Below are 25,547 nucleotides of genomic sequence, written 5' to 3' on the forward strand. Positions count from 1 at the left end.
GGAGGGCTGCGCGAGAGCGCGTCGACGCGCGCCCCGGCGCGATGAGCTCAATCGACCACGGAGAACGTCGACGCGACGAAGGCGGCGCCGTCCCACACGAAGAGGCGGTGCTCCGCGATGCGGGGCGCCTCCTCCGGGCGCCCTTCGCCGGAGCCGCCGCGCACGCTGGTGACGAGGAACGCGAGCGGGAACGCCGGCCCGGGCCCCAGCACGATCTGGCCCCCTTCCTCGGCCGGCGGCTCGCCGCCGCTCATCATGGCGGCGTCCGTCGGGCTGAAGTAAGCGCCGGCGTCGAGGTGCGAGTGATAGAGCACTTTCACCGGGCGCCCCGCCGAGGCGCCCTTCTCGACGGCGTCGGAGAAGCGCTTGCCGTTGAAATCGAAGAACGTCCGCGCCGTCCGGAAGTACCGCTCCGGATCGATGGCGTGGAGCTTGTTCGCGATGTTGTCCATCCGGACGTGCTCGTCGCAGAGCAGCGGCTCGTCCGCGGGCCCCTTCAGGTACCCGCAGGCCTCCTCGTCGCGCGCGTAGCCCGCGAGCGCCTCGTCCTCGACCGCCTTGAGCACGCTCGCCTTGAGGACGACCCCACCGGCGGTCCACGGCTGTGGAGACATCACCATACGTAACGCTTCTCCCATTTCATGGGCGCAAAATAGCGGTCGCCCCGGTCCGGGACAATCGCCACGACGCACCCCCCTTGCTGTTCGCGGTGCAGGCGCTTCGCGATCTCGAAGGCCGCGAAGACGGCCGCGCCGCCCGAGTGCCCCACGTGCAGCGCCTCCTCGCGCGCGAGGCGATCGGACATGTCCCAGCCGTCCTCGGTCGTGATGCGCATCGTCTCGTGGTACGCGCCCTCGTCGTGGATGGCGGGCACGAGCGAGCTCGGCAGGTGCTTGAGCCCCTCCAGCCCGTGGAGCGCCTCCGTGGGCTCCACGGCGATGCAGCGGATCGGGCGGTGGTGCTCGCGCAGGCGCCGGCTCGTCCCGACGATGGTGCCGCTCGTGCCGATGCCGGCCACGAAGTGCGTGATCCTGTCGCCGACCGCCTCCAGGATCTCGCGCGCCGTGCCGTGGTAGTGGGCGAGCGGGTTGTCCTCGTTCGAGTACTGATCCGGGTAGAAGTACCGCTCCGGATCCTTCTCGACCAGCGAGCGCACGAGGCGGATCGCGCCGTCGGAGCCCTCCATCGGGTCGCTGAAGATGAGCTCCGTGCCGAACGCGCGCGCGATGTCCTTGCGCGCCTTCGACACGTTCGACGGCATGACGAGCGCCACCTTGAAGCCCATCGCCGCGCCGAAGAGCGAGTAGGCGACCCCGGTGTTGCCGCTCGTCGAGTCGATGAGCGTCTTCTGGCTGGTGAGGCGCCCGTCCGCGGCGGCGCGGGTCATCATCCGCAGCGCGGCGCGATCCTTCACCGAGCCGCCGGGGTTCGCGAACTCGAGCTTGGCGTAGACCTCGACCGACGGCGAGTCGCGGCCGACGCGCGAGAGGCGCAAGAGCGGCGTGTCGCCCACGGCGTCGACGACCGATCCCAGGCGGCGGGAGCGGGCGAGCGAGTGCCTCATGACGGGTCGACCTCCCCCGCGCTCCCCTGCCCCGCGCTCCCCGCGGCGCTGCCCAGGGCCAGCGCGGCGCGCATCTCGGCGAGCGCCGCGCGCGCGCCGGCGAGCACGGCGCGCGCGGCGGGCGAGGCGACGAGGTCCGCGGGCGCGAGCGCGGCGAGGTCGATCGCGCCGTCCGCGAGCGCGCCGAAGCCGGCGCCGCGCGCGTAGCGCTCCGCCACCTCGTGCGCGAGCGGCGGCGCGTCGCTGCCGCCGCCGAGCACGCGCGCCGTCGCCGCCCCGAGCCTCGCCTGTCCCTCTGGACCGATCTCCGCGAGCAACACCTGGCGGAGATAGCGCGGGTCGTCCACCTCAGCCCCCGGCGATCGCGGGCACGATCGCCACCTGGTCACCGCCCTTCACGGGCGTCTTCAGCCCATCGAGGAAGCGGATGTCCTCGTCGCCCACGAAGATGTTCACGAAGCGCCGCACGCCCTTCTCGTCGAGGAGTCGGTCGCGGATGCCGGGGTAGCTCTTCTCGAGGTTCTCGATCAGCTCGCCGACGGTGCCGCCGGCGGCTTTGACCTCGTCCTGTCCGCCGGTGAGCGTGCGGAGCGGGGTCGGGATGCGGACGGTCGCGGTGTCAGCCATGGTCTTGCTCTCCAGTCTTGAGGTGGGTCGAGGATCCGCCTTCGCGGTCCTTTTCAGTTTCAACGTGGGTCGGGGATCCGCTCTCGCGGTCCCCTTCAACGTGGGTCGGGGATCCGCTCTCGGCCGCGCACGCGACGACGTAGCGGGACGCGTCGATCGTCGCGATCGCGGCGCGCGCTCCGCACAGGTCGCAGGCGGGCCGCGCGGAGACAGGGACGCTGCGCAGCGTGTCCGTGCGGCCGTCGTACGTCGCGATCCGGCCGAAGATCGACGCGTCGCCCGCGAGGATCGCCAGCGCGCGATCCGCCGCGATCGCGCCGGCCACGCCGCACACCGGGCCAGCCACCCCGGCCGTGGCGCAATCCGGCGCGTCCCCCGTCGGCAGGTCCTCGAAGAGGCAGCGGTAGCAGGGCGCCCCCTCCCCCGCGACCGCCATCACCGTCGCGCGCCAGCGGATCGCGGCGGCATGGACCACCGGCGTCCTCGTGAGGCGGCACACGTCGGCGATCAGGAACCGCGACGCGAAGTTGTCGGTCGCGTCGACCACCACGGAGACGCCCGGCATCAGCCCCGCCGCCGCGCTCGGCGTGAAGCGGCCGTAACGGCGATCGACGCGGAGCCCGGGGAAGCGGCGGCGCAGCGCCTCCGTGAACGCATCGAGCTTCGGCCGCCCGACGTCGCCGTCGTCGAACAGGATCTGACGGTGCAGGTTCGTCAGCTCGACCTGGTCGTCGTCCGCGACCCGGAGCTCCCGCACCCCGGCGGCGGCGAGCGCGAGCCCGGCGGGCGCGGCGATCCCCCCCGCCCCGACGAGGAGGACACACCCGCGGATCGCCTCGCCGCCCCCGCTCATCGGAAATACTCGTCCAGGCTGAAGTAGCGCTCGCCGGTGTCGCAGAGGACGGTCACCACGTTGGCGTCGGGGCCGAGCTCGCGGGCGACATCGAGCGCGACGCGCACCGCCGCGCCAGCGCTGATGCCGACGAGCAGCCCCTCCTGCCGGGCCAGCGCCACCTTCGTGTCGTACGCGGCGCGATCGCCGACCGTCCGCACCTCGTCCACCACGCGCGGATCGTAGTTCGCGGGGACGAACCCGGCGGCGAGCCCCTGGATCTTGGTGGGCCCGCGCTCGCCGCGCGAGATGGTCGCGCACGACTCGGGCTCGACCGCGATGACGCGCGTCGCCGCGCGCATCCGCTTGAGCACCCGCCCGACGCCGCTCACCGACCCGCCCGTCCCCACGCCGGCGACGAACGCGTCGATCGTCAGCGACCGCCGAGGACCGGGCCGCCCCGGCGCGTCGAGGCCGGCCATCGCGTGCAGGATCTCCCGCGCGGTCGTCTCCGCGTGGACGCGCGGGTTGTCGGGGTTGTCGAACTGGCTGAGGATGAGCGCCCCCGGGATGTCCGCCGCGAGCTCGCGCGCCCGGGCGATGGCCCCCTCCATCTGCAGCTCGGGCTCGGTCAGGACGACCTCCGCGCCGTAGGCCTCGAGCAGCTGGCGCCGCTCCAGGCTCATGCTCGCCGGCATCGTCAGGATGCAGCGGTACCCCTTCGCCGCGCACACGATCGCGAGCCCGATCCCGGTGTTCCCCGACGTGGGCTCGATGACCACGCCGCCCGCGCCGAGCAGCCCGCGCGCCTCGGCGCCCTCGATCATGGCGAGGCAGATCCGGTCCTTCAGCGAGCCGCCCGGGTTCTGCTGCTCGGCCTTCCCGAAGACGCGCCCCCGGGGCGTCGCCGCGTCGACGCGGCGGATCTCGAAGAGCGGCGTGTCGCCCACGAGGTCGAGGAGGCTGTCGACGACGCGCGGGTGCGACGGGAGCGGCGGGAACCGCGCCGCGCCGTCCGCGGGTTCCGCGGGGGGGCGGGGGGCGCCGGTGGACTCTGCGGATCGTTCGGGGCTGCTCATGGTGTCGGCTCAGATCACGTAGGTCGAGCGCTCCGGCCGCCCCTTGCGGCGCACGCCGAGCTCGACGCCGCGCTCGCAGACGTCGGCGATCGACACCGAGTCGAAGCAGCGCTCGATGGCGAGCGCCAGATCGTGGAACACGGCCGTGGGCGGGTCGAGCGGCGAGCCCTCCGGCCTGCCGTCGTCATCCGGGGCGATCACGGCGACCGGCCCCTCCAGGGCGCGGACGACGTCGCCCAGGCTGATCTCGCTCGCGGGCCGCGCGAGGTGGTAGCCGCCGCGCGGCCCCCGCTTCGAGCTGATGAGCCCGGCCTTCTTCAGGTCCTGGAAGATCTGCTCCAGGAAGCGCGCGGGGATGAGCTCCCGCTCGGAGATCTCGCGGATCTGGGTCGGCCGCCCGTCGTTGTGGAATGCGATATCGAACAATGCGCGCACACCGTAGCGACCCTTGTTCGAGAGCTTCACCGCCAGCCATATGCATTGGTACATCGGAGAAGTCAAGAACTGCACATTCAGCGACTTCCGCTTCTTTCCGTGCGACACAGCACCCGAACAGCCCACAAAAACAGGGCGTCGCGGCGAAATTACCAGCAGAGGTTCACCGTTCGCCGCGTCGGCGTGACGCAGCCTCCGGCTTCCTGTTGAACCGGGTGGGACGGGTTCAGTAGCTTCGAGCTCTATCGAGGCTGCGAGTCGCCGCGCGTGCACGGAGGGGCGCGCGGAACGTGATCGGCGCGCGGGCGTCGCACGGTTCGGGTTGCGGCGCACCAACCTAGGAGTCGGCCGGTGGCTTTCTATCAAGACCCCCCCACACTCGGGAACCAGTACGACGACGACCGCGTGCTGCGGTCCTACCTCGCGCGGGCCCTGCCGCGCGAGGTGGCCGCGTCGATAACGCCTTCGCTGCGGGAGATGGGAGAGCTCGCCGGCGGCCGCCTGTACCAGCTGCAGCTCGCCGATCGCGCGAACGAGCCGAAGCTCACGTCGTGGGACGCTTGGGGGAGGCGCATCGACCACGTCGAGGTGACCGAGCTCTGGAAGGAGGCAGCCCGGATCGCGTGCGAGCGGGGGGTCGTCGCGACGGCCTACGAGCGGGCGCACGGCGCGTTCTCGCGCGTCCATCAGTTCGCGCTGGCGTACCTCTTCGACGCGTCGAGCGACGTGTACACGTGCCCGCTCGCGATGACCGACGGCGCCGCGCGGACGCTCCTCGCGAGCGACAACCGCGCGCTGATCGACCGCGCGGTGCCCCGGCTCACAAGCCGCGACCCCGCCGCCGCGTGGACCTCGGGCCAGTGGATGACCGAGCGCACCGGCGGCTCGGACGTGGGGCGGAGCGAGACGGCGGCGCGCCTCGGCCCGGACGGGGCCTACCGGCTGCACGGGACGAAGTGGTTCGCCTCGTCGACCACGTCGGAGATGGCGCTCACGCTCGCGCGCCCCGAGGGCAACCCGGAGGGCAGCCGCGGGCTGGCGCTCTTCTACGTGGAGCTCGCGGGCGAGGCGGGGCGCCGCGAGGGCGTGCTGATCAACCGGCTGAAGGACAAGCTCGGCACCCGCAAGGTGCCGACCGCCGAGCTCACGCTCGACGGCGTCCTCGCCACGCCGGTGGCGGGCCTGTCGAACGGCGTCCGGGCGATCGCGCCGATGCTCAACGTGACGCGCACCTGGAACGCGATCGGCGCCATCGCCGGGATGCGCCGGGGGCTCGCGCTGGCGCGCTCGTACGCCCAGAGCCGAGTCCAGTTCGGCACGACGCTGGCGGAGAAGCCGCTGCACATGGACACGCTCGCCGAGCTCCAGGCCGAGTTCGAGGGCGCCTTCCACCTGACCTTCCGCGCGATCGAGCTGCTCGGGCGCGAGGAGACGGGCTCGCTCACCGACTCGGAGGCGAAGCTGCTGCGGCTGATCATCCCGCTCGCGAAGCTCACGACCGCCAAGCAGGCGGTGTCGGTGCTGAGCGAGGTGCTCGAGGCGTTCGGCGGGGCCGGCTACGTCGAGGACACGGGACTGCCGCGCCTGCTCCGGGACGCGCAGGTCCTCACGATCTGGGAGGGCACGACGAACGTGCTCGCCCTCGACGCGCTGCGGGTGATCCTGAAGGACGGCTCGCTCGACATCCTCGCGGCGGAGGTGGCGCGCCTCCTGACCGGCGTCGTCGAGCCGAAGCTCGCCGAGGCCGAGACGTCCGCGTCGCGCGCGGTCTCGCACGCCCGCGCGTGGATCAAGGAGATGGCCGCCGCCGACCGCCCCGGCCTCGAGGCGGGCGCCCGCCGGGTCGCGATCACCCTGGGCCGGGCGCTGCAGCTCGCGCTGCTCGTGCGACACGCCGCGTGGGCCATGGACCGCGAGCGAAGCCGGACCGCGCTGGCCGCCGCCATCCAGTTCGAGCGCAACGGCGTCGACTGCATCCGGGACCACGATCGCGACACGATCGAGGCCCTCGCCGAGACGCGACAGCGGCCCGACACCTGAACAAAAGGTGGGGCCTACCCACTGAACAGATCCCTCCGGCAACCCGGGCGTGGCGACAGCGCGAGGCGGGCGTGGGGCCGCGATCCGCGCCCCGTCCGCGACCTTCGACGATTTTTCCGTGGTCGCGCCGCGTTCTGATCATACAGAATTAATGTTTGATTTCGGACGGTTGCGAACGCACGGCCGTACTGGAAGCGGACGGCATTTGTCCTAGCGGCGTGCGAAGGCACTAGACGGGACAACCTGAACGGGCTTACAGTAATGCGTAGCTGCGGCGCTGAACGCGTGCCCGACGCGGGCGACGTGCGGGCGGGCCCGTCCATCGAGGCGGGCTCCGCCGGCGCGGCGTCCCCGGTGGGGTGAGATCCGCCTGCGCGCGCCTCCGGCGCGTGCGTGGGACTTCGTCCGCCTCCTGGACGGATCGGGCTCGCGTGGGCCCGGGCACGCGTGCGGCGCGCGGTGTGGGCGAGCGCACACGACGAGCTGCGAGCTGCGAAGAGGCGAGATGAAGACGCAATACACGCTGCTGTCCGGCGAGACGGTCGAGTTCCCGACGCCGGCGGGCGAGCTGGGCGCCTTTCTGTCCCGGGTCCTGGCGGCGGCCAGGGATCCGTCGGTGTCCGACGCGGAGCTGCTCGATCTCGTGCTCGGCCCGGAGAACCCGTTGCTGGACAGGACCTCCGTCGCGGGCCGGAGCGTCGCGACGGCCGACGTGTACCGCGACCCGGCCTTCCACGTGATGCTCGACTGCGTGGCGCGGAAGCGGCTGCCGCCCGATTCGGCGGTCGTCACGCCGCGGACGCGCTTCACGATGACGGTGCCGGACGCCGCGCACCAGCTCGGCATCTCGGAGAGCGCGGTGCGCCAGGCGATCTACGCGGGGCGGCTGCGCGCGAGCAAGGAAGGGGGCACCTACTACCTCGATCCTCAGTCGGTGGCGGGCTACCGCGTGAGCAAGCGGGGGCCGCGGCGTCAGGACCAGATGGCGAAGGGACCGCCCGGGGCCACGCTCGACGCGCGCATCGGCTCGGGGCCGGACGCGAGCTTCCGGGTGAAGCACAGCCGCGACGACTTCGAGCTGTCGGAGAAGCGCGGCCCCGAGTGGACGGGGATGATCCCGGCGGGGTGGCGGCGGATCGCGGTGCTCGGCACGTCGAAGGACCGCTCGCGCTACTGGGAGATCGAGCCCGCCGAGGGCGAGAGCGTGCTGCACTTCGAGGGCTTCTACCTGCGCGGCGGCTTCCGCATCGTGGAGACGGTGAGCACGTCGCCGCGGGCCGTGGCGGCGTTCAAGGACTTCCAGCCGCGATGAGCGCGGGCAGGCGCGACGCGGCGAGCGCGGGAAGCGGAGCGCGACGAGCGCGCGACGCGGGCGCGCGGTGAGCGCGCGGCGCGGTCGCCGGATCAGAAGCGGGCCTGGAAGCTCGTGCCGAGGCCGAAGAAGTCGGGGTTCACGAAGGTGCGGAGGGCCACGGTGCCCTCGGAGGGATCGCGCTCCATGAAGGTGCCGTTGTTGTCGCGCACGTACTGAGCCCACGCGACGGCGGAGAGGATCTTGCTGATATCCCACGTGAGGCTCGCGCGGGCCTGGAAGATAGGCACAGCAGAGGTGTTGTAGGGGAGGATCGACACATTGCCCTGCTCCCGGACGACGGACGTGCGCGCGATCACCGCGCTCATGGCGTCGACGGACATCGTCCTGAACGCGGCGGGGAACTGCAGGCCCACGCCGAGGCCAGGCGTGAGCCGCGCGGACGCGAGGTGGTAGTCGGCCGCGAGCGCGAAGAAGAGCTCGTCGGCCGTCGAGGTCTGCGCGGTCTTCGGGATCGTCTGGAAGGGGATGAAGCTCGGCTGGTTGCGCAGCACGAACGGCAGGTCGCGGTAGACGCCCGTGACGCTCGCGCGCGCATATCCGGATTTGACGACCGCCTGGAGGGCGCCGGCGCGTGCCGGCTGGTGGGCGGTGGCGCCGGCAGATTCGAAGTCCTTGAGGTTCTGAAAGAGGTTCGTCGCCTCGAGGCTCACCGCCCATGTCGTCTTGCCCGGCGCGTACGTCTCGGGCTTGAAGAGGCTCTGCGGCTTGCTGGGATCGTTGCGATAGAGGAGGAAGTCGACCGACTGCGGGATGGGCTCGTTCCTGGCATGCGCGACGACCCGTGCCGAGGCGCCGTAGGTGTAGACCGGGTCGCCGGCGACGTCGGGCAAGTCGAAGCGGCCCTGCTGGAAGTAACCGGCGCCGAGGTCGACGTGAACGCAGGGGTGGAGATCGGCGCCCCCGCCGAGGAGAAAGCCGTAGTTGGTCTGAGCGATTCGGATCTCTTCGGTCTCGCTCGTGCCGGGGGTGAGCACCCTCTGGACCTGGGTGAGGCTCGCGACCTTGAACCCCGCGTACACGCTGAACCGGTCGGCATCGAGCTGTACCTTCGCGCCAGGCGCGGTTCCGATGATGCGCGGGAAGATGGACTGGTTGGCGGAGCCGTTCGTCCCGCCCCACGAGATCTCGTAGAGGTAGCCGAGACGAAACCGGTCCGTGTCGATGGGCCAGAGCGTGACACCGACGCCGGTCCTCCCCTCTGCCCTGCGGCCTAGGTGATAGAAGGCGCGAATGAACGATCCGGCGTCGTAAAACGCCTGATTGACGCTGTTGTTGTTCCTCGACAGCGCGGCGAGGTCGATGCGCAAGACGAGCGAAGCCTCGGTGTCCAGCCGCTCGATGAACCCCGGCATCCTCTTGTAGAGCGCGAGGTGCGTCAGGTTCTCGCGCCCGCTGAAGCGGGAGTTGAGGTTGTCGAAGAAGAGCCGGTATTGCTTCCGATCGCCGACGCTCAGGTTGAGCGAGAGCGGCTGCGCCTGGCCCGTGTCGTGGAGCAGGTCGTCGTCGCCGAGCGTCCACGTGAGGCGCGTGTCCATCGCGTCCCCCGCGCGGACGGGCGGCTCGGTGGCCGCTGGCGGGAGGTAGGGTTCGATCCGCGAGAGGGTGGGGACAACGGGCGTGGGGGCGGGCTGCGAGATCAGAGGCGGCGCGGCGGGCGCCGGGGCCGGCGCGGCCTGGTCCGAGCCTGGCGCGTCGGGCGCCGGGGCCGCCTGGTCCGGGCTCGGCGCTGGCGGCGGCTGCGGCTGGCCCAGCGCCGGCGGCGCGAGCGTGAACAGCAAGGCCGCGGAGGCAGCAGGGGCGAGGAGCGCGCTTCGGTGCATGGAGGGCGGTGGCTTTCCTGGGCCTGGGTGAACCGGCGGGCGCGGCGCGGCCGCGGCGAAGGCGAGGAGGTGGCTAGTCGGTCTCCGCGTCGTCGTCGTCGAAGCTGCGCGTCCGGACGCAGGCCTCCTTCGAGGGCTTCGTGGCGGGCGCGCAGCCGGGCGCCCCGCACACGAGGTCGTCCGGACAGCGGGCCTCGATCGTCCAGTTCAGCGAGCCGCCCGAGAAGCTCCGGAGCGTGCCAGTCACCGCGTCGATCACCTCGCCCCGGTGCGACGGCGGATCGAACGCGCCCACCGTGCCCGTCTGGATCTGGATCATGCTCGACCCGTCCGTGATCTTGTAGTTGCCGCGCGCGGAGTAGCTCGTCCACTCGCTGCACTCGGGGTCGTCCGAGCACGCGTTCACGCAGCTCCTCTCGGCCTGGCTCTCGAAATCGACCTGCCCGTCGCCGTTCAGATCGCAGCTCGACTGCTCCGCGGCGAAGACGTTGTCCCTCGCGGGCCTCGGGCCGAAGCGCTCGCCGATGTGGAACCCCTCGACGCGCACGAGCCCGCTCTCGAGGCGCTCCATGGCCGAGGCGCCGGCGATGGTCGGCCCGTCGAGCACCGTCGGCTCCGGGACCAGGCACTCCGCTCCTTCCTGCGCGCGCGCGATCTCGTACGAAGGGAACGAGAGCTGGGTGAAGCCGAAAAATTCGTCGACGGTGCCCGCGAGGTACTCGACCCGATCGCAGACACGCAGGTTGGCAGGCGTGCTGAAATTGTACACGAAGATGTGGTTGAAGCCGCTGTCCTGGCCGGCCAGATCGGTGACGTAGAAGCCGTCGCTCGAGACACGCGTGACGACGACCTGCTGGGGAGCCGCGGTGTCGATCCGCATCGCTTCGGACGGGTAGGGCGTCGCCGAGCCGCCGCCCTGCACGTCGGCGATGCGCGGCAAGGCGTAGGCGACCGGCTTCGAGACGCCGGCGCTGAAGGAGCCGCCCTCCTCGGTGTCGTCGTCCGGGAAGGCACACCCGGGATCGGCGGGGAAATCGACGAGCGCGTCGCCGGGCGCGTCGTCGTTGACGCCGTTGGCGCACGCGGGGCGGTCGCCCCGGGACGCGGGCCGGTAGCCGAGGTCCTCGACCCACAGCCGGATGGGCCCGTAGACGGCCGTCACGCGGGCGATCCCCTCGGCGACGCCGTCCCGCAGGCGGATGTTGCGGCCGACCGCGACGCCCTCGTCGTTCGCCTCGACGTCGAGCACCGCCCCGGGATCGACGCTCAGCCTGACCATGCCGTCGAAGGGCGGCCGGCGGCCGGCAGCGTCGCGCGCCTCGATCCTGAACGACCAGGCGTCCACCGTGTCGCCGCGGTTGGCCGGCAGCGGCGCATCGACGGAGGGGGGCGCTTCCCCGTTCACCTGCACGACCTGGACCCAGAAGCTCGAGACGCCCCGGGGCGGCCCGCCGTCGCTGCCGCACCCGGCAAGCGCGGCGGCCGCGAGCGCCGCTCTGCGCCTCGCCCGCGGCGTCACTGGCCCACCATCCGCAAGCGGTTGTCGGAGAAGTTGCCGAGCCGCCGGTCGACGCACGCCAGGTACTTGCACTGCTCGCCAGCGGCGCTGCACGGGGCGAGCGCGCTCTCGCACTGCTCCCGCACCCAGTCGGTCGGCGCCTCGGCGCAGACGTCGCGCTGGTAGGCGGCGACGTCATCGCGGCAGCGCGCGAGCACACACGCGCCCCGGGAGCACGGCGCCTCGCCGGTCTTGCACGCCCGCCCCTCGACCACCGACTCGGGGCACGCGCAGACGAAGCCCTCGCCCACGCCCGCGCAATCGGCGTCCCGCCGGCACGACGCGAGCTCGCCGCGCTCGCCCGCGCCGCACGGGCTGCCCGCGCGGATGGCGTCGATCAGCGCGTCGCGCTGCTGCACCTGGGTGTCGAGCTGCGTCGTGTTGCGCTGGAGCACGCGGAACCCGCTGCCGCCCTGGGCGAGGTAGCTCGACGTCGCGAGCTCGTAGGTCGCGATCGGATCGAGCGGCTGCCAGCAGCGCCTCGCCTCGACGTCGCAGCTGCCCACCTCGCCGCCCGGACAGTCGGCGTCGCCGTTCGGGCACGCGATCGCCGGCTGGCGCGCGCCGATGTACACGTGGGTCGCGACGCCGGACGCGGCGCCGTCGGCCGAGCGCGCGGCGCAGTCGATGACGGCCCGCGCGCCCGCGATCTGCGCCTGCGAGACGCACCCGCGGCCGCTCGATCGGCGCGCCACGAAGTCGAAGAGCTCCTGCACCTCGAGGCCGGAGAGCTGCATCTTCGAGATCGAGTTGTCGAAGGGGAAGACGTTGAACATCTGCTCGACCGTCACCGGGCCGGGCACGAGGTCGGCGCGGATGCCCGTCGTGTTCGTGAGCGCGAAATCGGCCTGGATGCCGAGGCGCAGCCACATCGCCCCGGCGACGAGGTTGCCCAGCGGCGAGTCGCCGCCGCTCGCCGAGGCGCGGCGGGAGCCGCCCGGCGCATAGCCGACAAGGAGATCGAGGTTCGCGAGCGCGTCGAGCCCCTGCGCGTACGGCTCGAGCGCCGAGGCGACGATCGGATCGGCGGGCACGCCCTCGGTCACCGGGAAGAGCTCGTACCGGTCCGAGAGCACCTCGAAGCCGTTCAGCGGGTCGTAGCCGCCCCCTAGCTCGGAGGCGTCCCTGGACAGCACGAGGTCGAGCCGCCCGACGAACTTCGCGAACGCGCCGGAGTGCGCGAGCAGCACGTCGCGCGGCGCGCAGTAACGCCGGCGCTTCGCGCCCTCCCCGGGTGAGCGCTCGTCGTTCAGGAGGATGTAGTGGCGCTGCTCCTCCTCGTCGTAGTACCGCGAGCAGTCGCGCACGCGCTTCGGCGGCTGGAGGACGATGTGGTTGTGCCCGCCGAGCACGACGTCGATGCCCGTCGTGGTCTCGATCATCCGCTCGTCGCCGTCGAGGCCGAGGTGGGTCACGAAGACGATGACATCCACCGTGGGGCGGAGCAGGTCGACGTAGAACTGGGCGACCTCGGTCGTGTTCAGCGGGGTGACGCCGAGCCGGTTCGGCGCCTCGAAGATCGACGTCAGGCTGGAGAGGTTGCCCATCCCGACGACGCCGACCTTGAGGCCCTCGAGGTCGAAGACCGTGAACGGCTGCAGGATGGCGCCGAGCGGCGAGGCGCCGGGCTGCGCGGGGTCCTCGAGCTGGTAGTTCGCCGCGAGGACGGGGAAGCCGGCGTTCTGCTGGAGCTGGATACCGAGGTTCAGCGCGCCGCGGTCGAACTCGTGGTTGGCGACGATCATGGCGTCGACGCCCATGGCGCCGAGGGCGCGGATCTCCGCCTCTCCCGAGTAGAAATTGAAGATCGGCGCCCCCTGGAAGCAGTCGCCGCCGTCGAGGTGAAGCGCGCGCGACGACCGGGCGCGCTCGCGCCCGAGGAGATGGGACATGCGCGCGGCGCCGCCGACGTTCGCGATCGAGGCCGCCGCGCCGAGGCCGAGCCCCGCGTCCACCTGGCCGAGCTGCAGGTTGTACGGGAAGAGCCGCGAGTGGATGTCCGACGTGTGGAGCAGCGTCAGGTGCACCTGCCCGACGAGCCGCGCCGGCGGCGCCTCCTCCTCGCAGCCCGCCGCGCACAGGCCGAGCGCCACAGCGCAGGCGGCCAGCGCGCGCGCCACGCGGGACGCGACCGGCGGCGCCGCGGGCGCCGGCCCCACCGCACCCGGCGCGCCGCTCACCGTGTGGCGCGCTCTCCCGTGAGCAGGTCGTAGAGGTCCGGCGCGAACGCGGCGGCGACGCAGCACTCGACCTCCTCCGCCGTCGCGCAGGCGAGCGCCTCCGCCGCGACCGCCTCGGCCTCGGCGACCGTGATGCGCCGGAGCGTCTCCTTGATCTCCGGGATCGCCGCCGCCTCCATCGAGAAGTCGCGGAGGCCGAGGCCGAGCAGCAGCAGGGCGGCGAGCGGATCGCTCGCCATCGCCCCGCAGAGGGACACCGGCCTGCCGAAGTCCTGGCCTGCCTGGATCACCTTCGTGATCAGCCGCAGGATCGACGGATCGAAGGGCGAGGCCAGGTAGGCGAGCGAGCGGCTGGTCCGGTCGACCGCGAGCGCGTACTGGATCAGATCGTTCGTCCCGAGGCTCAGGAACGCGGCCTCGCGCGCGAAATGGTCGACCATGACCGCCGCCGAGGGCACCTCGATCATCACGCCGAGCGGGATCTCGTCGGCGCACGCCTGGCCGCGGGCGCGCACCTGCTCCTGCGCGCGGTGCAGCAGCGCGCGCACCTGCCGGAGCTCGCCGAGGCCCGCGACCATGGGGATCATGATCCGCACGTCGCCGTAGGCGGAGGCGCGCACCATGGCGCGGAGGTGCTCGAGGAAGACGTCGGGGCGCGAGAGCGCGAGCCGGACCGCGCGGAGGCCGAGCATCGGGTTCATCTCGGGCGGCACCTGGAACGTGGAGACGAACTTGTCGCCGCCGATGTCGAACGTGCGCAGCGTGACCGGCTTCGGGCGGAGCGCCTCGACGACGGCGCGGAAGATCTCGAACTGCTGGTCCTCCGAGGGCGGGGACGTGCGGTCGATGTAGAGGAACTCGGTCCGGTAGAGGCCGATGCCGTCGGCGCCCTGATCGCGCGCGAGGATCGCCTCGGCCGGGAGCTCGACGTTCGCCCGGAGCGACACCTTGACGCCGTCCTTCGACTGGGCGGCCCGGTGCCTGGACTCCGAGAGCTCCTTTCCGAGCGCGACGTAGCGCTCGGCGCGGGCGCGCGCGTCCGCGAGCTCGGCCGGGCCGGGGCGGACGACGACCGTGCCGCGCAGCCCGTCGATCACCACGAGGTCGCCCGTGATCACGCGCTGCAGGACGTCGCTGACGCCGACCACGGCCGGGATCTCCAGCGCGCGCGCCATGATGGAGGTGTGGCTCGTGCGGGTGCCGACCTCGGTGACGAAGCCGACGACCGGCTCGTCGACCATCGCCGCGGTGTCGGCCGGCGACAGGTCGTGCGCGATGAGGATCGTCGGCCCGGAGAAGCGCGGGAGCGCCGCGCCGAACGTCGCCGGCATGGCGATCGAGTTCTGCAGCTCGATCAGGCTGCGCGTGGAGAGCGGCGAGGTGTCGCGCGAGGACGGCGGCTCCTGGGGCGGGAGGCTGAACGCGCGCAGGAGGCGCTCGCCGACGAACAGGACGTCGTGGCTGCGCTCGCGCAGGTACGGGTCGTCCAGCGCGGCGAAGCGGCCGGCGATCGCCTCGCATGCGGCCGCCACCGCCCACTCGGCGCAGCGGCGCTCCTCGGTGACCTGGCGCTTCACGGCGTCGGCGAGCGCCTCGTCGCCGAGCATCAGCAGGTAGGCTTCGAGGATCGACGCCTCGGCGCGGTGGTCGCCGATGCGCTTCGCCATGTCGCGCAGCTCGTCCTGCGCGCGCTCGACCGCGGCCTCGAAGCGCTCGATCTCCGCCGTGATCTCGCTGGAGACGACGCGGCGGCGCGGGTGGTTCGTCCGGTGCCCGCCCATCACGACGGCCGCGCCGATCGCGACCCCGGGCGACCCGGCGATGCCCCGCAGCGTCTCCGTCCGGGCGCCGGGCGGCTTCGAGTCGACCCGGGCGCCAGGCGCCGCCGGGTCGCTCCGGACGGCGTCCGCCGGGGCGGGATGCTCGTCCGGGGCGTCCGACGGGAGCGCGCTCGGGCCGCGCGTCACTCGTGCTCTCCGAAGCGCGCGGCGATCAGCTCGCCGATGGCGGAGACCGCGTCGGCGGCCTGATCGCCCGTCGCGCTCACCTCGATCTGGGTGCCCATCGACCCGCAGAGCAGGAGCACGCCCATCACGCTCTTCGCGTTGGCCGCCTGCCCGTCCGGCCCGGTCAGCGAGATCTCGCAGTCGTAACGCCCCGCGAGCTGCACGAGCTTCGTCGCGGCGCGCGCGTGGAGCCCGCGCACATTGATGATGGTGAACCGTCTCGTTACCGCCTCGGTCGTCACCGCTCGCCCCCCGTCACGCTCGTGTCCGACGCCGGGCGAGGCTCCGACGGGGTCGCTCCCGGCTGCGCCAGCCGGAGATCCACGCCGGGCGCCCCGGCCATGCCCTCTCCCACCCCCGAGGGTACACCACTCGTGCTCACCCGGGCGACGTCCCGGTGCACGACCGTGATGGGGAGCCCCGTCTTCCGCCGCAGGCTGTCGCTGAGCGCGTTGGTGAGCACGACGGAGCGGTGCCGGCCGCCGGTGCATCCGATGCCGACGGTGAGGTAGCTCTTTCCTTCGCTGGCGTAGCGCGGCATGCAGAACGAGAGGAGCTGCTCTGTCCTGCAGATGAACTCGAGGGCATCCGGGTTCTTCAGGATGTACTCCCGCACCGGCTCGTCGTTCCCCGTGAGCTCGCGGAGGCCGTGGACGAAATACGGGTTGTCGAGGAAGCGGACGTCGAAGAGCAGATCGGCGTCGAGCGGGATGCCGTACTTGTAACCGAACGAGACGAACCGGGTGGACATCCGGGGCACCTCGACCCTCGCGGGGCGCAGCCGCTCGATGACGACGCGGCGCAGGTCGTGCGTCGACAGCCGGGTCGTGTCGAGCTCGATGGTCGCCCTGGCCCGCAGCGACGCGAGCCGCTCGCGCTCCAGGAGGACGCCGTCGAGCATCGCGATGGCGCCGCTGCCGCCGGTCGTCAGCGGGTGCGGGCGCCGCGTCTCGCTGAAGCGCCGGAGCAGCGTCTCGTCCGAGGCGTCGAGGAACAGGATCACCACGTCCCGTCCGGTCCGTATCGAGTCGAGCGCCGCCGTGGCGCCTGCCAGGAAGGAGCCCACCCGGACGTCGATGCCGAGCCCGATCCGGGTGATCCCGCCCGACTCGCACGCCTCGACCGCCGGCTGCACGAGCGACGTGGGCAGGTTGTCCACGCAGAAGAAGCCGAGGTCCTCCAGGGCGTGGAGCGCCGTCGACTTGCCCGCGCCGGAGAGGCCCGTGACGACGACGACGCGCCCCGGCGCGCCGTCGGGCCCGAGCAGGCCGTGCTGCTGCTGATCGCCTCCGTTGCTCACCCTCGCCTCCTCGGCCGCGGCAGGCTCACGGACGACTCCGTGGGGCTGAACCCGGAGCTCGGGCGATCGGGGGGCGGCCTGCCCCGATCCACGGGCGGCCGGAAGGCGCTGCTCGGGGGGTTCGGCGCGTCCGCGCCGCGGCCGGGCGGCGGCGGCGGCCGGGGCGGGCCGGGCGGCGCGGCGCTCCGCGAGGCGCCTTCCTCCGCGAGCCTCGCCGGCGGCGGGATCGACGACTCCTCCGGCGAGCGCTCGCGGAGCAGCTCGCCCTCGACATTGCCGAAGAACTCGCGGGCCGCGTGGAACCCGGCGTTCTTCAGGAGCTCGTTGCGGGCGGCGACCTCGAGGATCGACGCCATGTCGCGGCCCGGGCGCACCGGGATGACGAGCTCCCGGATCTTCACGCCGAGGATGGTGTGGTACCGCTCGTCCAGCCCGAGCCGATCGTACTCGGTGTCCTTCGACCACTCGACCAGCTTCACCACGACGTCGATCCGCTTGCGCTCGCGGATCGACGTGACGCCGAAGAGGTCCTTCACGTTGAGGATGCCGAGGCCACGCACCTCGAGGTGGTACCGGAGGAGCTCCGCCGGGGCGCCGAAGACCATGCCCGGAGGGCGGTAATCGCACTCCACGGCGTCGTCGGCCACGAGCCGGTGGCCGCGCATCACGAGATCGAGCGCGCACTCGCTCTTGCCGATCGCGCTCGACCCCATGAGAAGGAGGCCCACGCCGAAGACGTCGACGAGCACGCCGTGCAGCCGCAGGCGCGGCGCCAGGCGATCGTCGAGCAGCGCGTGCAGCGCGGTGATCGTGGCGCTCGACCGCACCGCCGAGACGAGGAGCGGCGTCCCGGTCTCCTCGGCGCACTGCGCGAGCTCCGGCACGGGGACGAACCCGATGCCGGAGCCGTTCGCCTCGAACGGCTGGTCGCCCTGCGTGAGGATGACGCAGCACAGGCCGAGCTCGAAGAAGCCGCGCAGCGACAGGAGCCGGTCCTCGCGGGACAGCTTGTGGAGGAACGAGAGCTCGGTCTGCCCGAGGATCTGCACCCGCGTCGGGACGATGCCGTGGAAGTGGCCGACGAGCGCGAGCCCGGACTTCTGGATGCGGGTGTTCATGATGGGCCGGTCGAGGCCCGCGGCGCCGGCGATGAGCGTGAGGTCGATGCCGAGCCCCTCGTCGGCCATCAGGCTCCGCACCGCGATGGCGGGGCGGTCCGCCCGGCCACCGCGGGTCGAGGGGGGCATCCGGCCGCCCCCTTCCCCTTCCTGTCCGCCGCTGCGCGGGCCGCTCATGACACCGACCTCCCTTCCTCGGCGGCGATGAGCTCGAACGCCGCGCGCCCCGTCGAGGCGCCGAGCAGCCGCCGCCTGAACGTCTCGTCCCGCAGCAGGCGGGAGATGCGCGCCAGCGTCTTGAGATGCTCGCCCGTGGCGCGCTTCGGCCCGATCACGGCGACGAGGATGGACACCGGCGCCCCGTCGATCGCGTCGAAGTCGATCGGCTTCGGGCAGATCAGGACCGCGCCGATCAGCCGATCGACGCCCTCCATCGCGCCGTGGGGGATGGCCACGCCGCTCCCGACGCCGGTGGACTGCAGGCGCTCGCGCTCGCCGAGCACCCGCTCGATCTCATCGGCCTTGACCCCCGGCTGTCCTGCCGCGAGCAGGGCGGCGAGCCGGCGGAGCGCGTCCGTCTTGGAGCGGACGACCCCCTCCTGCTCGCTGGCGACGGATACCTGGTGCGCGGTCAAGATGTCGCGGACTTGCATGCTGATTTCGGCGCTCGGGCGAGGTGAGAGGGCTCTGGAACGGCGCACGTGGCACGGTCGGCGCAGCGCTCGGCCAGGGCCAAGCGAGCCGATGTGGCCATCGTACCCTGGGGACTTCGGGCACGCGACTCAAGGACGCTATCGCGACGACCGGCCCTGGAGGGAGCGTTCTTCGCGTTCTTCGCGTCGCGATCGCTGGGCGACCGCCGCGCCGCTCGAGGCAGGCCCCCCGGCAGGTTGGGCATGCGCAAGGGTGAGCTGATGAAGACGAGCGCCCTTCGCCGCCGCGCTCGCCGCGGCGGCGCGCGCGGCGGCTCACACGGAGGGAGCGCGCCGCCTCGCCCGCGCGCGGCGGCTCACACGGAGGGAGCGCGCCGCCTCGCCCGCGAGCGGCGGCTCACAGGATGGGAGCGCGCCGCGCCGGCGGGCGCGGCTGCCCTCGCTCCGGTTCGCGCGTCGCGCCTCGGCGACGCGCGCGGCGGCTCACGATCGGGTGCGTCCCGTCGCGGCCACCGCCTCGCGCTCCACCTCGACGGCGTACTCGCCGGCGCTCGTGCCGCCGCGCTTCCGCGCTATGGTGTGACCCTTCCCATCCCGGATCTGCCGCTCGAGCTTGTCGTGGACCATGTCGATCGACGCGTACATGTCCTCACCCCGCTCGGTCGCATGGAAGGCTAGACTGCCGGAGGAGAGGCGAACGTCGGCGACGTGTGTCAGCCCCTCGACGGAGAGGGTGACCTGCGCCGTCATCGCCTGCCTAAGGAACTTCTGGAGCTTGGCCACCTTCTCATGGGCGTAATTCTTCACGGCGTCGGTACCCACCATATGGCGGAACGTGATCGTGATGTTCATCGGGTCCAGCCTTCCTTCCCTGATGCGTAGATGAAACAATCGACTACGGCTACAGAGCACCCCTCCATCTCCATCGTAACACTGATGTAGAGCTCTGGTCTGCACTCAACGGCGCAGCGCTCTCGTTTTGTTTGGCGTCGTTCCGCTTCTGCGTTTCTTGCCCCGGGTTGCCGCGTCTTGCGCCAGCCTGCCGCGGCTTGCCACCTCTCGCGCACCTCGTCGTCGTGCCCACGCGTCACCGTGGTTTGCCGCGCTGCGTCCTGCGCGGCCAGCGCGCCTCCTCTTCAACAAGCCTTGGCACGCCCCGCTTGTTCCAGCGCCCGGCGCACCGTGTGCGGGGCGTGGCCGGAGGTCAGCGCGATCTCGCCGATCGTGGGTGTGCGCCCGAGCTCGGCCGCGAGCCGCCTCGCGCTCGCGAGGACGGCGCGGAGCACCTCGACATCGCCCCGATCGAGGGGCTCGGCGACGCGGAGGCCCTCGGACTCGAGCCGGTCGATGATGTACTCGACCTCCTCGTACGAGACTGCCCGGCGGTCGACGACTTCGGCGATGTCGTTGAGGTCCACCCGACCGGTCGACCGATGGCGTGTAAGGAGCTCCTGGATCATGTCGTCGATGACAGGCGGCACGGCGCTAGCGTGCCACCTTCGCGCAGGCCGCGCACGCGCCCGCGCGGGCGAAAGCGGGCCCGAGAGCCGAGCGCGAGACCGAGCTGATCGAACGTCCCGGCGCCGCGCTCCCCGGCCCTCCCCCCGGCCCTCCCCGCGGCCTCGCCGCGCGGAGCCGGGCCAGCCGGCTCGCCCGGCGCGGGCCCGCCGCCGCATCACACCTCATCATCACGGCGCGCCACGGTGGACCGCACCTGCGATCGACGTCTTCATCTGTTCAGCGATGTTTCCGCCAGGATGCGCGATGCATGATAGAAATGGACGCGTCATCGGGCGGATACACATCAGGAGATCTTCCATGCGCTGGGCCCCTCCCGAATCGCGATCGCGCTATGCGATCCGCGACCATATCGAAGCAAACCTGGATCCGGTCAAGGATCATCAGGAGATTGCATTTCTCTCGACGTGCTATGATTTCCCGTGGGACACGCAGCACGCCCTCGAGCTCGCGCTGTTCCGTGTCTTCGGGATCGCCAAGGGCACACCTCTCCTGGTGCAGACAGGGGAGTTCCTCCAGCGCACCCAGAAGCGTTACGACGACACCGTCCTCATCCTCTCCGAGATGCTGGAGAACGGATACGACAGCGAGCGCGGCCGGGCGGCGCTGCGGCGCATGAACCGGCAGCACGGGCGTTACGCCATCCCGAACGACGAGTACCTGTACACGCTGTCGACGTTCATCTTCGAGCCCATCCGCTGGAACGAGCGCTTCGCCTGGCGCGCGCTGCTCGATAAGGAGAAGCTCGCGGCCTACCACTACTGGAAGCAGGTAGGGACGCTGATGAACATCAAGGATATCCCGCCGAGCTACGAGGCGTTCGAGCGGTTCAACCTCGATTACGAGGCGGAGCACCTGCGGTTCTCGGAGGACAACCGGAAGCTCGCCGTCACGACGCGGGACCTCGTGCTGGGCTGGGCGCTGCCGAGAGCGCTATGGCCGCTCGGGGCGCCGGTCCTCCACGCGATGATCGATGATCGCATGCTCGACGCCGTCGGGCTGCCGCGGCCTCCGCCCGGGCTGCGCGGCCTCGTGCAGGGGGCGCTCCGCGCGCGCGGCCCGCTCTTGCGGGCCATGCCGCGCCGGCGCTCGCCGCGCCTGCTCACTCAGCTGAGGAACCGCACGTACCCGGACGGCTACCGTATCGAGGATCTCGGCGCGCGGTGACCAGCGCAGCTCCACGGGCCGGCGAGCCCAGCCGCTGCGCCGGGCAAGCGGCTGCCCACCGGCTCAAGGCTGCCTGCCGGCTCAAGGCTGCCCACCGGCTCAAGGCTGCCTGCCGGCTCAAGGCTGCCTGCCGCCTCAGGGCAGCTGGCGCCGCAGGAACTTGAGCGCCTCCCGAGCAGCGCGGTTCACCGGCTCGTAGACGTCCGGGGTCGTCCTGAGCGGCGCGCCGATCGGCTCGCCCGGGCGGACGCCGAGGATGCGCTCGACGTCCTCCAGGAGCGATTGCATCGAGTCGTAGCGGTTCCCGGGGGCCTTGCGGAGCGCGGTGGCGACCAGCGCCTCGAGGCGCCGATCGATGCCGGGCCGGATCGAGCTGAGCCGGGGGGCCGGGGTGCAGGCGTGCTGGGCGACGACCACCACGTCGTCCGGCGAGGAGAACGGCAGCTGGCCGGCGAGCATGCGGAACATGGTGACGCCGAGGGCGTAAACGTCGGTGCGGCCGTCGATGGGATCGGCGAGGGCCTGCTCAGGCGCCATGTAGGGGACCGTGCCCAGCACGAGACCGGCGGCGGTGGTGGGGCCCGTCTTCAGCTTCGCGAAGCCGAAATCCATCATCTTGAGCACGCGCGGGCCGCCCGCGGAGCGGACGAGGAACAGGTTGTCCGGCTTCACGTCGCGGTGGATGACGCCGGCCGCGTGCGCCGAGGCGAGCGCCGACGCCGCCTGCCGTATCAGCGGGAGCGCGACGGCCTCGCTCACGGCCACCTCGCGGCGGAGCAGGACGCCGAGCGACTCGCCGGTGAGCAACTCGAGCACGATGAACGGGGACCCGTCTTTGCGCTCGCCCGCGTCGAGGACCCGGACGATGTTGGGGTGCCCGAGCTCGGCCGCCACCTCGAGCTCGCGGAGGAACCGCTCGCGCTGGGCCCGATCGGCGGCGAAGCTGCGGTTCAGGATCTTGATCGCGACCTGCTCCTTCGTGCGGCTGTCCGCAGCGAGGTACACGCGCGACATGCCGCCGGCGCCGATGAAGCCCTGGATCACATAGCGGTCCTCGAGGATGGCGCCGAACTGCCGCGTCGGCTGCGCCGGCGGCGGCGCGGCCGACAGCGACTGGACGAGGCGCGCGCCGTCGTCGGGGCAGAAGCCGTACGAGCGATCGGTGTACGCGCGGTGGCAGCGCGGGCAAATCATGGGACCCGGGTCATGATGGCGGCGGGGGCGGGGATCCTCAAGGGACTTGCGGGCGGGCGGCGCGCGGCGCCGCTCCCGGCGAGGTGGATCGCGGCGCGCACCTCGGCTATGCGTGCGCCTTTCCTCGTCGACGCGACGATTCACCCCGAGATCGAGAGACAGCCCGTGACCTCACAGAAGCACCCTGCGACCCTCATCCCCGGCGACGGCATCGGCCCCGAGATCGTGGACGCGACGCTGCGCGCCCTCGACGCGCTCGGCGCGCCTTTTGAATGGGAGACGTGCGTGGCCGGCATGGCCGGCGTCAAGGACGCGGGCGATCCGCTGCCGCGGGCCACGCTCGACAGCATCCACCGCACGCAGCTCGCGCTCAAGGGTCCGCTCGAGACGCCGATCGGCGGAGGGTACCGCTCGTCCAACGTGCGCCTGCGGCAGGAGTTCAAGTTGTTCGCCAACGTGCGTCCCGCGCGGACGCTGATCCCGGGCGGCCGCTTCGAGAACATCGACATCGTGCTCGTGCGGGAGAACCTCGAGGGTCTCTACGTGGGCTTCGAGCACTACATCCCGATCGGCAGCGACGAGCACGCGGTGGCGATCGGCTCCGGCGTGAACACCCGGGTCGGCTCGCGCCGCATCGCCGAGTTCGCCTACGACTACGCCGAGAAGAACGGCCGCAAGAAGGTCACCATCGTCCACAAGGCGAACATCATGAAGGCGCTCACGGGCATCTTCCTGGAGACGTCGCGCGAGGTGAGCAAGGGCTACGAGGGTCGCGTGGCGACCGACGAGCGGATCGTGGACGCGTGCGCGATGCAGCTCGTGCTGAACCCGTGGCAGTTCGACGTCATCGTCACGACGAACCTCTTCGGGGACATCCTCTCGGACGAGATCGCGGGCCTCATCGGCGGCCTCGGCATGGCGCCGGGGGCGAACATCGGCCAGCACGCCGCGATCTTCGAGGCGGTGCACGGCTCGGCGCCGGACATCGCCGGCAAGGGCGTGGCGAACCCGATCGCGCTCATGCTCGCCGCCGCGATGATGCTCGACCACGTGGGCCACCGGGAGCTCGCCGGCCGCCTGCGCGCCGGGATCGACGGGGCGCTGAACCTGGACGGGGTCCGCACCCGCGATCTCGGCGGCAAGGCGGACACGAAGACGCTCACCGACGCCATCGTGGCGCGCATCAAGAACGGCTGACCGGGCGACGTCATCACGGCTGATCTCGCGCCTTCGCCGCGACGCAGGCCGCGGTGGCCCGCGGGGTCAGCCGCCGCGCGAGAGCGGGAGCGTGAAGTGGAAGGACGTCGTCTCGTCCAGCTGGCTCTGCGCCCAGATCCTGCCTCCGTGCGCCTCGACGATGCCCTTGCAGATGTAGAGCCCGAGGCCCGTGCCGGGCGGGCGGCTCCTGGCTGGATCCGACGAGAGCCGCTGGAAGCGCTGGAACAGCCTCGGCAGCTCGTCCGGGGAGATCCCGGGCCCGCGGTTCTCGATGGCGACCTCGAGCTCGGCGTCGCGGAGAGAGAGCGTCACGCGGATCGGCGCGTCGGGGTCGCCGTACTTGGCGGCGTTGAGGAGGAGGTTTCCGAGCACCTGGTCCATGCGCGCCGCGTCCGCGTGGACGGGCGGCACGTCCTCGTCGGCGGCGAGCACGACGGCGCGCTCCGGCCGCTCCGCGGCTGCGAGCTCGACGGCGGCGTGGAGGAGGGCGCGCAGATCGGTCGGCCGCCGCTCGAGGGAGAAGCGCCGCGCTTCGAGCTTGGAGGCGTCGAGCAGGTCCTCGGTCATCCGCTCGAGCCGCTGGACGCTGGCGACGATCTTCCCGCTCCACGCCTGGATTCCGGCGTCTTCGGATCGGCGCGACAGCATGCCCGCGCACGCGGCGATCGCGGTGAGCGGCTGCTTGAGATCGTGCGCCACGATGGAGAGCCATTCCTCGCGGAGCCGCTCGCGCTCCATGAAATGGGTGACGTCTTCGTAGCTGGCGATGGCCCCGAGGATCCCCCCCTGGTCGTCGCGGACGGGGCCTGCGCTCACCACGACGGGGATGGTGCTCCCGTCGGCCCGCTGGAGATACAGCTCGGCGCAGATCGTCCCCTCGCCGCGCGCCGCGCGGACGAGGGGCATCTCGTGGTGCGAGAGCGGCCGTCCGGTCGGCTCGCACAGGCGCGCGTACTGGGCGGCCCCGAACGCCGTGAGGGGGTGAGGGCCGGCGCAGAGCTGCTCGCAGCGGCGGCTAGCGACGAGCGAGTGTCGTCCGCGCTCATCGAAGACGGCGATGGCAACGGGGAAGTCCTCGATGATGCTGCGCAGCCACTGCTGCTCCGCCGCGAGCCGGTCCTCTGCCTCCCGGCGCGCGGTCTGGGCGTCCCGGAGGAGGGCCTCGGCGCGCTGCTGCGCCGGCGAGCTCGCGCCGCCGGCGTCGTCGAGCCCGCGGTGGTGGAGCTCGGTTCGTTGGTGGTCCTCGCGCTCGACGGAACCGAGGGCGAGGGCGAAGACGGCGCCGAGCGCCTGGACGCGCGGGATGAGCTCGTGCGGGGGCGGGCTGCGTTCGCCGAAGGCGCAGGTGAGGACGCCCAGCGGCCGCCCGGCGCCGAGCAGGGGTGCGGCCAGCACCCAGCACGGCCTCAGGCAGGCGTCGATGGCGCGGACGTCGGAGAGGCGCTCGATCGCCGCCGCGTCCGCCGCGGTGTGTTCGATGCGGCAGCTCTCTGCGGCGCGCAGGACGAGGGACGGGGTGCTCGTGAGATCGTCGAGCGCGCCGGCGAGCGCGCCGGGCAGGCCGGAAGAGGCGAGCAGGCGGACGTGGAGCGCCCGCTCGGCCGGCGAGCGCGCCCCGTGGAGGAGCGCGATCTCCGCGCCGAGCAGCCGGACCGCCTGCTGGACGATGGTGTCGTGGATCTGCTGCGGGTCGAGCTTCCCGGCGAGCGCAGCGCACGCCTCGACGACCGCCTCCGCCAGCTGGGCCGCGGGAGCGAGCTCGCCGTTCGCGGCGGAGAGCTGGTCGTTCGCCGAGATCGTCGTCACGCGTCCCTCGAAGCCTTGGCCTAGCACCTGCTGGCGGAGGTGCCGCTCGAGCGGACG

At 72.1% G+C, this 25,547-nt stretch carries 23 protein-coding genes; 4 read left to right on the forward strand and 19 right to left on the reverse strand.

Annotated elements, in window-relative coordinates; genetic code table 11:
- Positions 1-47: 47 nt before the first annotated feature.
- Genes WMF34_RS29605 through WMF34_RS29635 form a run of 7 tightly spaced genes read right to left on the reverse strand, consistent with a single transcriptional unit; the run spans position 48 to position 4,591 of the window.
- Positions 48-620 (reverse strand): Mov34/MPN/PAD-1 family protein, encoded by a 573-nt coding sequence (locus WMF34_RS29605; protein ID WP_012238380.1) that lies wholly within the window; start codon positions 618-620, stop codon positions 48-50.
- Positions 614-1,564 (reverse strand): PLP-dependent cysteine synthase family protein, encoded by a 951-nt coding sequence (locus WMF34_RS29610; RefSeq protein WP_437989908.1) that lies wholly within the window; start codon positions 1,562-1,564, stop codon positions 614-616. Before WMF34_RS29610 ends, WMF34_RS29605 begins: the two co-directional genes overlap by 7 nt.
- The gene (locus WMF34_RS29615; RefSeq protein ID WP_012238382.1) at positions 1,561-1,911 is read right to left on the reverse strand and encodes a thiamine biosynthesis protein ThiF; all 351 of its coding nucleotides are present in this window, start codon (positions 1,909-1,911) and stop codon (positions 1,561-1,563) included. The genes WMF34_RS29610 and WMF34_RS29615 overlap by 4 nt, the downstream gene beginning before the upstream one ends.
- A 1-nt stretch (position 1,912) precedes the next feature.
- On the reverse strand, positions 1,913-2,191 hold the full coding sequence (locus WMF34_RS29620; RefSeq protein WP_012238383.1) for a MoaD/ThiS family protein: 279 nt from the start codon (positions 2,189-2,191) through the stop codon (positions 1,913-1,915).
- On the reverse strand, positions 2,184-3,044 hold the full coding sequence (locus tag WMF34_RS29625) for a HesA/MoeB/ThiF family protein (RefSeq protein WP_437989909.1): 861 nt from the start codon (positions 3,042-3,044) through the stop codon (positions 2,184-2,186). The genes WMF34_RS29620 and WMF34_RS29625 overlap by 8 nt, the downstream gene beginning before the upstream one ends.
- Positions 3,041-4,102 carry a cysteine synthase A gene (gene cysK / locus WMF34_RS29630; protein WP_437989910.1) on the reverse strand — a complete coding sequence of 354 codons (1,062 nt, stop codon included), beginning with the start codon at positions 4,100-4,102 and terminating at the stop codon, positions 3,041-3,043. Before cysK ends, WMF34_RS29625 begins: the two co-directional genes overlap by 4 nt.
- Positions 4,103-4,111: 9 nt before the next feature.
- A complete protein-coding gene (locus tag WMF34_RS29635; protein WP_049876407.1) occupies positions 4,112-4,591 on the reverse strand; it encodes an RrF2 family transcriptional regulator in 480 nt (159 codons plus the stop codon).
- Between the two features lie 297 nt (positions 4,592-4,888).
- On the opposite strand from WMF34_RS29635, the gene WMF34_RS29640 reads away from it, so the two are divergent.
- Positions 4,889-6,577: an acyl-CoA dehydrogenase family protein gene (locus tag WMF34_RS29640; RefSeq protein WP_012238387.1), complete on the forward strand. Its 1,689-nt coding sequence runs from the start codon at positions 4,889-4,891 to the stop codon at positions 6,575-6,577.
- Between the two features lie 505 nt (positions 6,578-7,082).
- Positions 7,083-7,889, forward strand: a complete 807-nt coding sequence (locus WMF34_RS29645; RefSeq protein WP_012238388.1) for a helix-turn-helix domain-containing protein — start codon at positions 7,083-7,085, stop codon at positions 7,887-7,889.
- Positions 7,890-7,981: 92 nt separating this feature from the next.
- Here WMF34_RS29645 and WMF34_RS29650 read toward each other — a convergent pair whose 3' ends face one another.
- From WMF34_RS29650 to WMF34_RS29695, 10 genes are all read right to left on the reverse strand, one after another.
- A complete protein-coding gene (locus WMF34_RS29650; RefSeq protein WP_012238389.1) occupies positions 7,982-9,772 on the reverse strand; it encodes a hypothetical protein in 1,791 nt (596 codons plus the stop codon).
- 73 nt (positions 9,773-9,845) lie between these two features.
- Positions 9,846-11,291, reverse strand: a complete 1,446-nt coding sequence (locus WMF34_RS29655) for a hypothetical protein (protein ID WP_012238390.1) — start codon at positions 11,289-11,291, stop codon at positions 9,846-9,848.
- On the reverse strand, positions 11,288-13,510 hold the full coding sequence (locus WMF34_RS29660) for a bifunctional metallophosphatase/5'-nucleotidase (protein WP_437989911.1): 2,223 nt from the start codon (positions 13,508-13,510) through the stop codon (positions 11,288-11,290). The genes WMF34_RS29655 and WMF34_RS29660 overlap by 4 nt, the downstream gene beginning before the upstream one ends.
- Positions 13,507-15,477: a phosphoenolpyruvate--protein phosphotransferase gene (gene ptsP, locus WMF34_RS29665; protein WP_012238392.1), complete on the reverse strand. Its 1,971-nt coding sequence runs from the start codon at positions 15,475-15,477 to the stop codon at positions 13,507-13,509. The genes WMF34_RS29660 and ptsP overlap by 4 nt, the downstream gene beginning before the upstream one ends.
- Positions 15,474-15,758, reverse strand: coding sequence for an HPr family phosphocarrier protein (locus WMF34_RS29670; protein ID WP_012238393.1), 285 nt, complete (start codon positions 15,756-15,758; stop codon positions 15,474-15,476). Before WMF34_RS29670 ends, ptsP begins: the two co-directional genes overlap by 4 nt.
- Entirely contained in the window at positions 15,755-16,816 is a 1,062-nt protein-coding gene (gene rapZ / locus WMF34_RS29675) for an RNase adapter RapZ (protein WP_012238394.1), read from the reverse strand. Before rapZ ends, WMF34_RS29670 begins: the two co-directional genes overlap by 4 nt.
- Positions 16,813-18,111 carry an HPr(Ser) kinase/phosphatase gene (gene hprK, locus WMF34_RS29680; RefSeq protein WP_437989912.1) on the reverse strand — a complete coding sequence of 433 codons (1,299 nt, stop codon included), beginning with the start codon at positions 18,109-18,111 and terminating at the stop codon, positions 16,813-16,815. Before hprK ends, rapZ begins: the two co-directional genes overlap by 4 nt.
- On the reverse strand, positions 18,108-18,587 hold the full coding sequence (locus WMF34_RS29685) for a PTS sugar transporter subunit IIA (RefSeq protein ID WP_012238396.1): 480 nt from the start codon (positions 18,585-18,587) through the stop codon (positions 18,108-18,110). Before WMF34_RS29685 ends, hprK begins: the two co-directional genes overlap by 4 nt.
- Positions 18,588-19,070: 483 nt before the next feature.
- Positions 19,071-19,439, reverse strand: coding sequence for a ribosome hibernation-promoting factor, HPF/YfiA family (gene hpf, locus WMF34_RS29690; RefSeq protein ID WP_012238397.1), 369 nt, complete (start codon positions 19,437-19,439; stop codon positions 19,071-19,073).
- Positions 19,440-19,723: 284 nt separating this feature from the next.
- Entirely contained in the window at positions 19,724-20,068 is a 345-nt protein-coding gene (locus WMF34_RS29695; protein ID WP_437989913.1) for a sigma-70 domain-containing protein, read from the reverse strand.
- Positions 20,069-20,405: 337 nt separating this feature from the next.
- Here WMF34_RS29695 and WMF34_RS29700 point away from each other — a divergent pair, with 337 nt between their 5' ends.
- The gene (locus WMF34_RS29700) at positions 20,406-21,272 is read left to right on the forward strand and encodes an oxygenase MpaB family protein (protein ID WP_437989914.1); all 867 of its coding nucleotides are present in this window, start codon (positions 20,406-20,408) and stop codon (positions 21,270-21,272) included.
- Between the two features lie 135 nt (positions 21,273-21,407).
- Here the strand turns inward: WMF34_RS29700 and WMF34_RS29705 are convergent, their stop codons facing one another.
- Positions 21,408-22,466, reverse strand: a complete 1,059-nt coding sequence (locus tag WMF34_RS29705; RefSeq protein WP_012238400.1) for a serine/threonine-protein kinase — start codon at positions 22,464-22,466, stop codon at positions 21,408-21,410.
- A gap of 165 nt (positions 22,467-22,631) precedes the next feature.
- Here WMF34_RS29705 and WMF34_RS29710 point away from each other — a divergent pair, with 165 nt between their 5' ends.
- Positions 22,632-23,663: an isocitrate/isopropylmalate dehydrogenase family protein gene (locus WMF34_RS29710; RefSeq protein ID WP_012238401.1), complete on the forward strand. Its 1,032-nt coding sequence runs from the start codon at positions 22,632-22,634 to the stop codon at positions 23,661-23,663.
- A 66-nt stretch (positions 23,664-23,729) separates the two neighbouring features.
- Here WMF34_RS29710 and WMF34_RS29715 read toward each other — a convergent pair whose 3' ends face one another.
- On the reverse strand, positions 23,730-25,490 hold the full coding sequence (locus WMF34_RS29715; RefSeq protein WP_012238402.1) for a sensor histidine kinase: 1,761 nt from the start codon (positions 25,488-25,490) through the stop codon (positions 23,730-23,732).
- Positions 25,491-25,547: the final 57 nt, after the last annotated feature.

This window comes from Sorangium sp. So ce145, from assembly GCF_051525985.1.
Lineage (GTDB): Bacteria > Myxococcota_A > Polyangia > Polyangiales > Polyangiaceae > Sorangium > Sorangium cellulosum_B.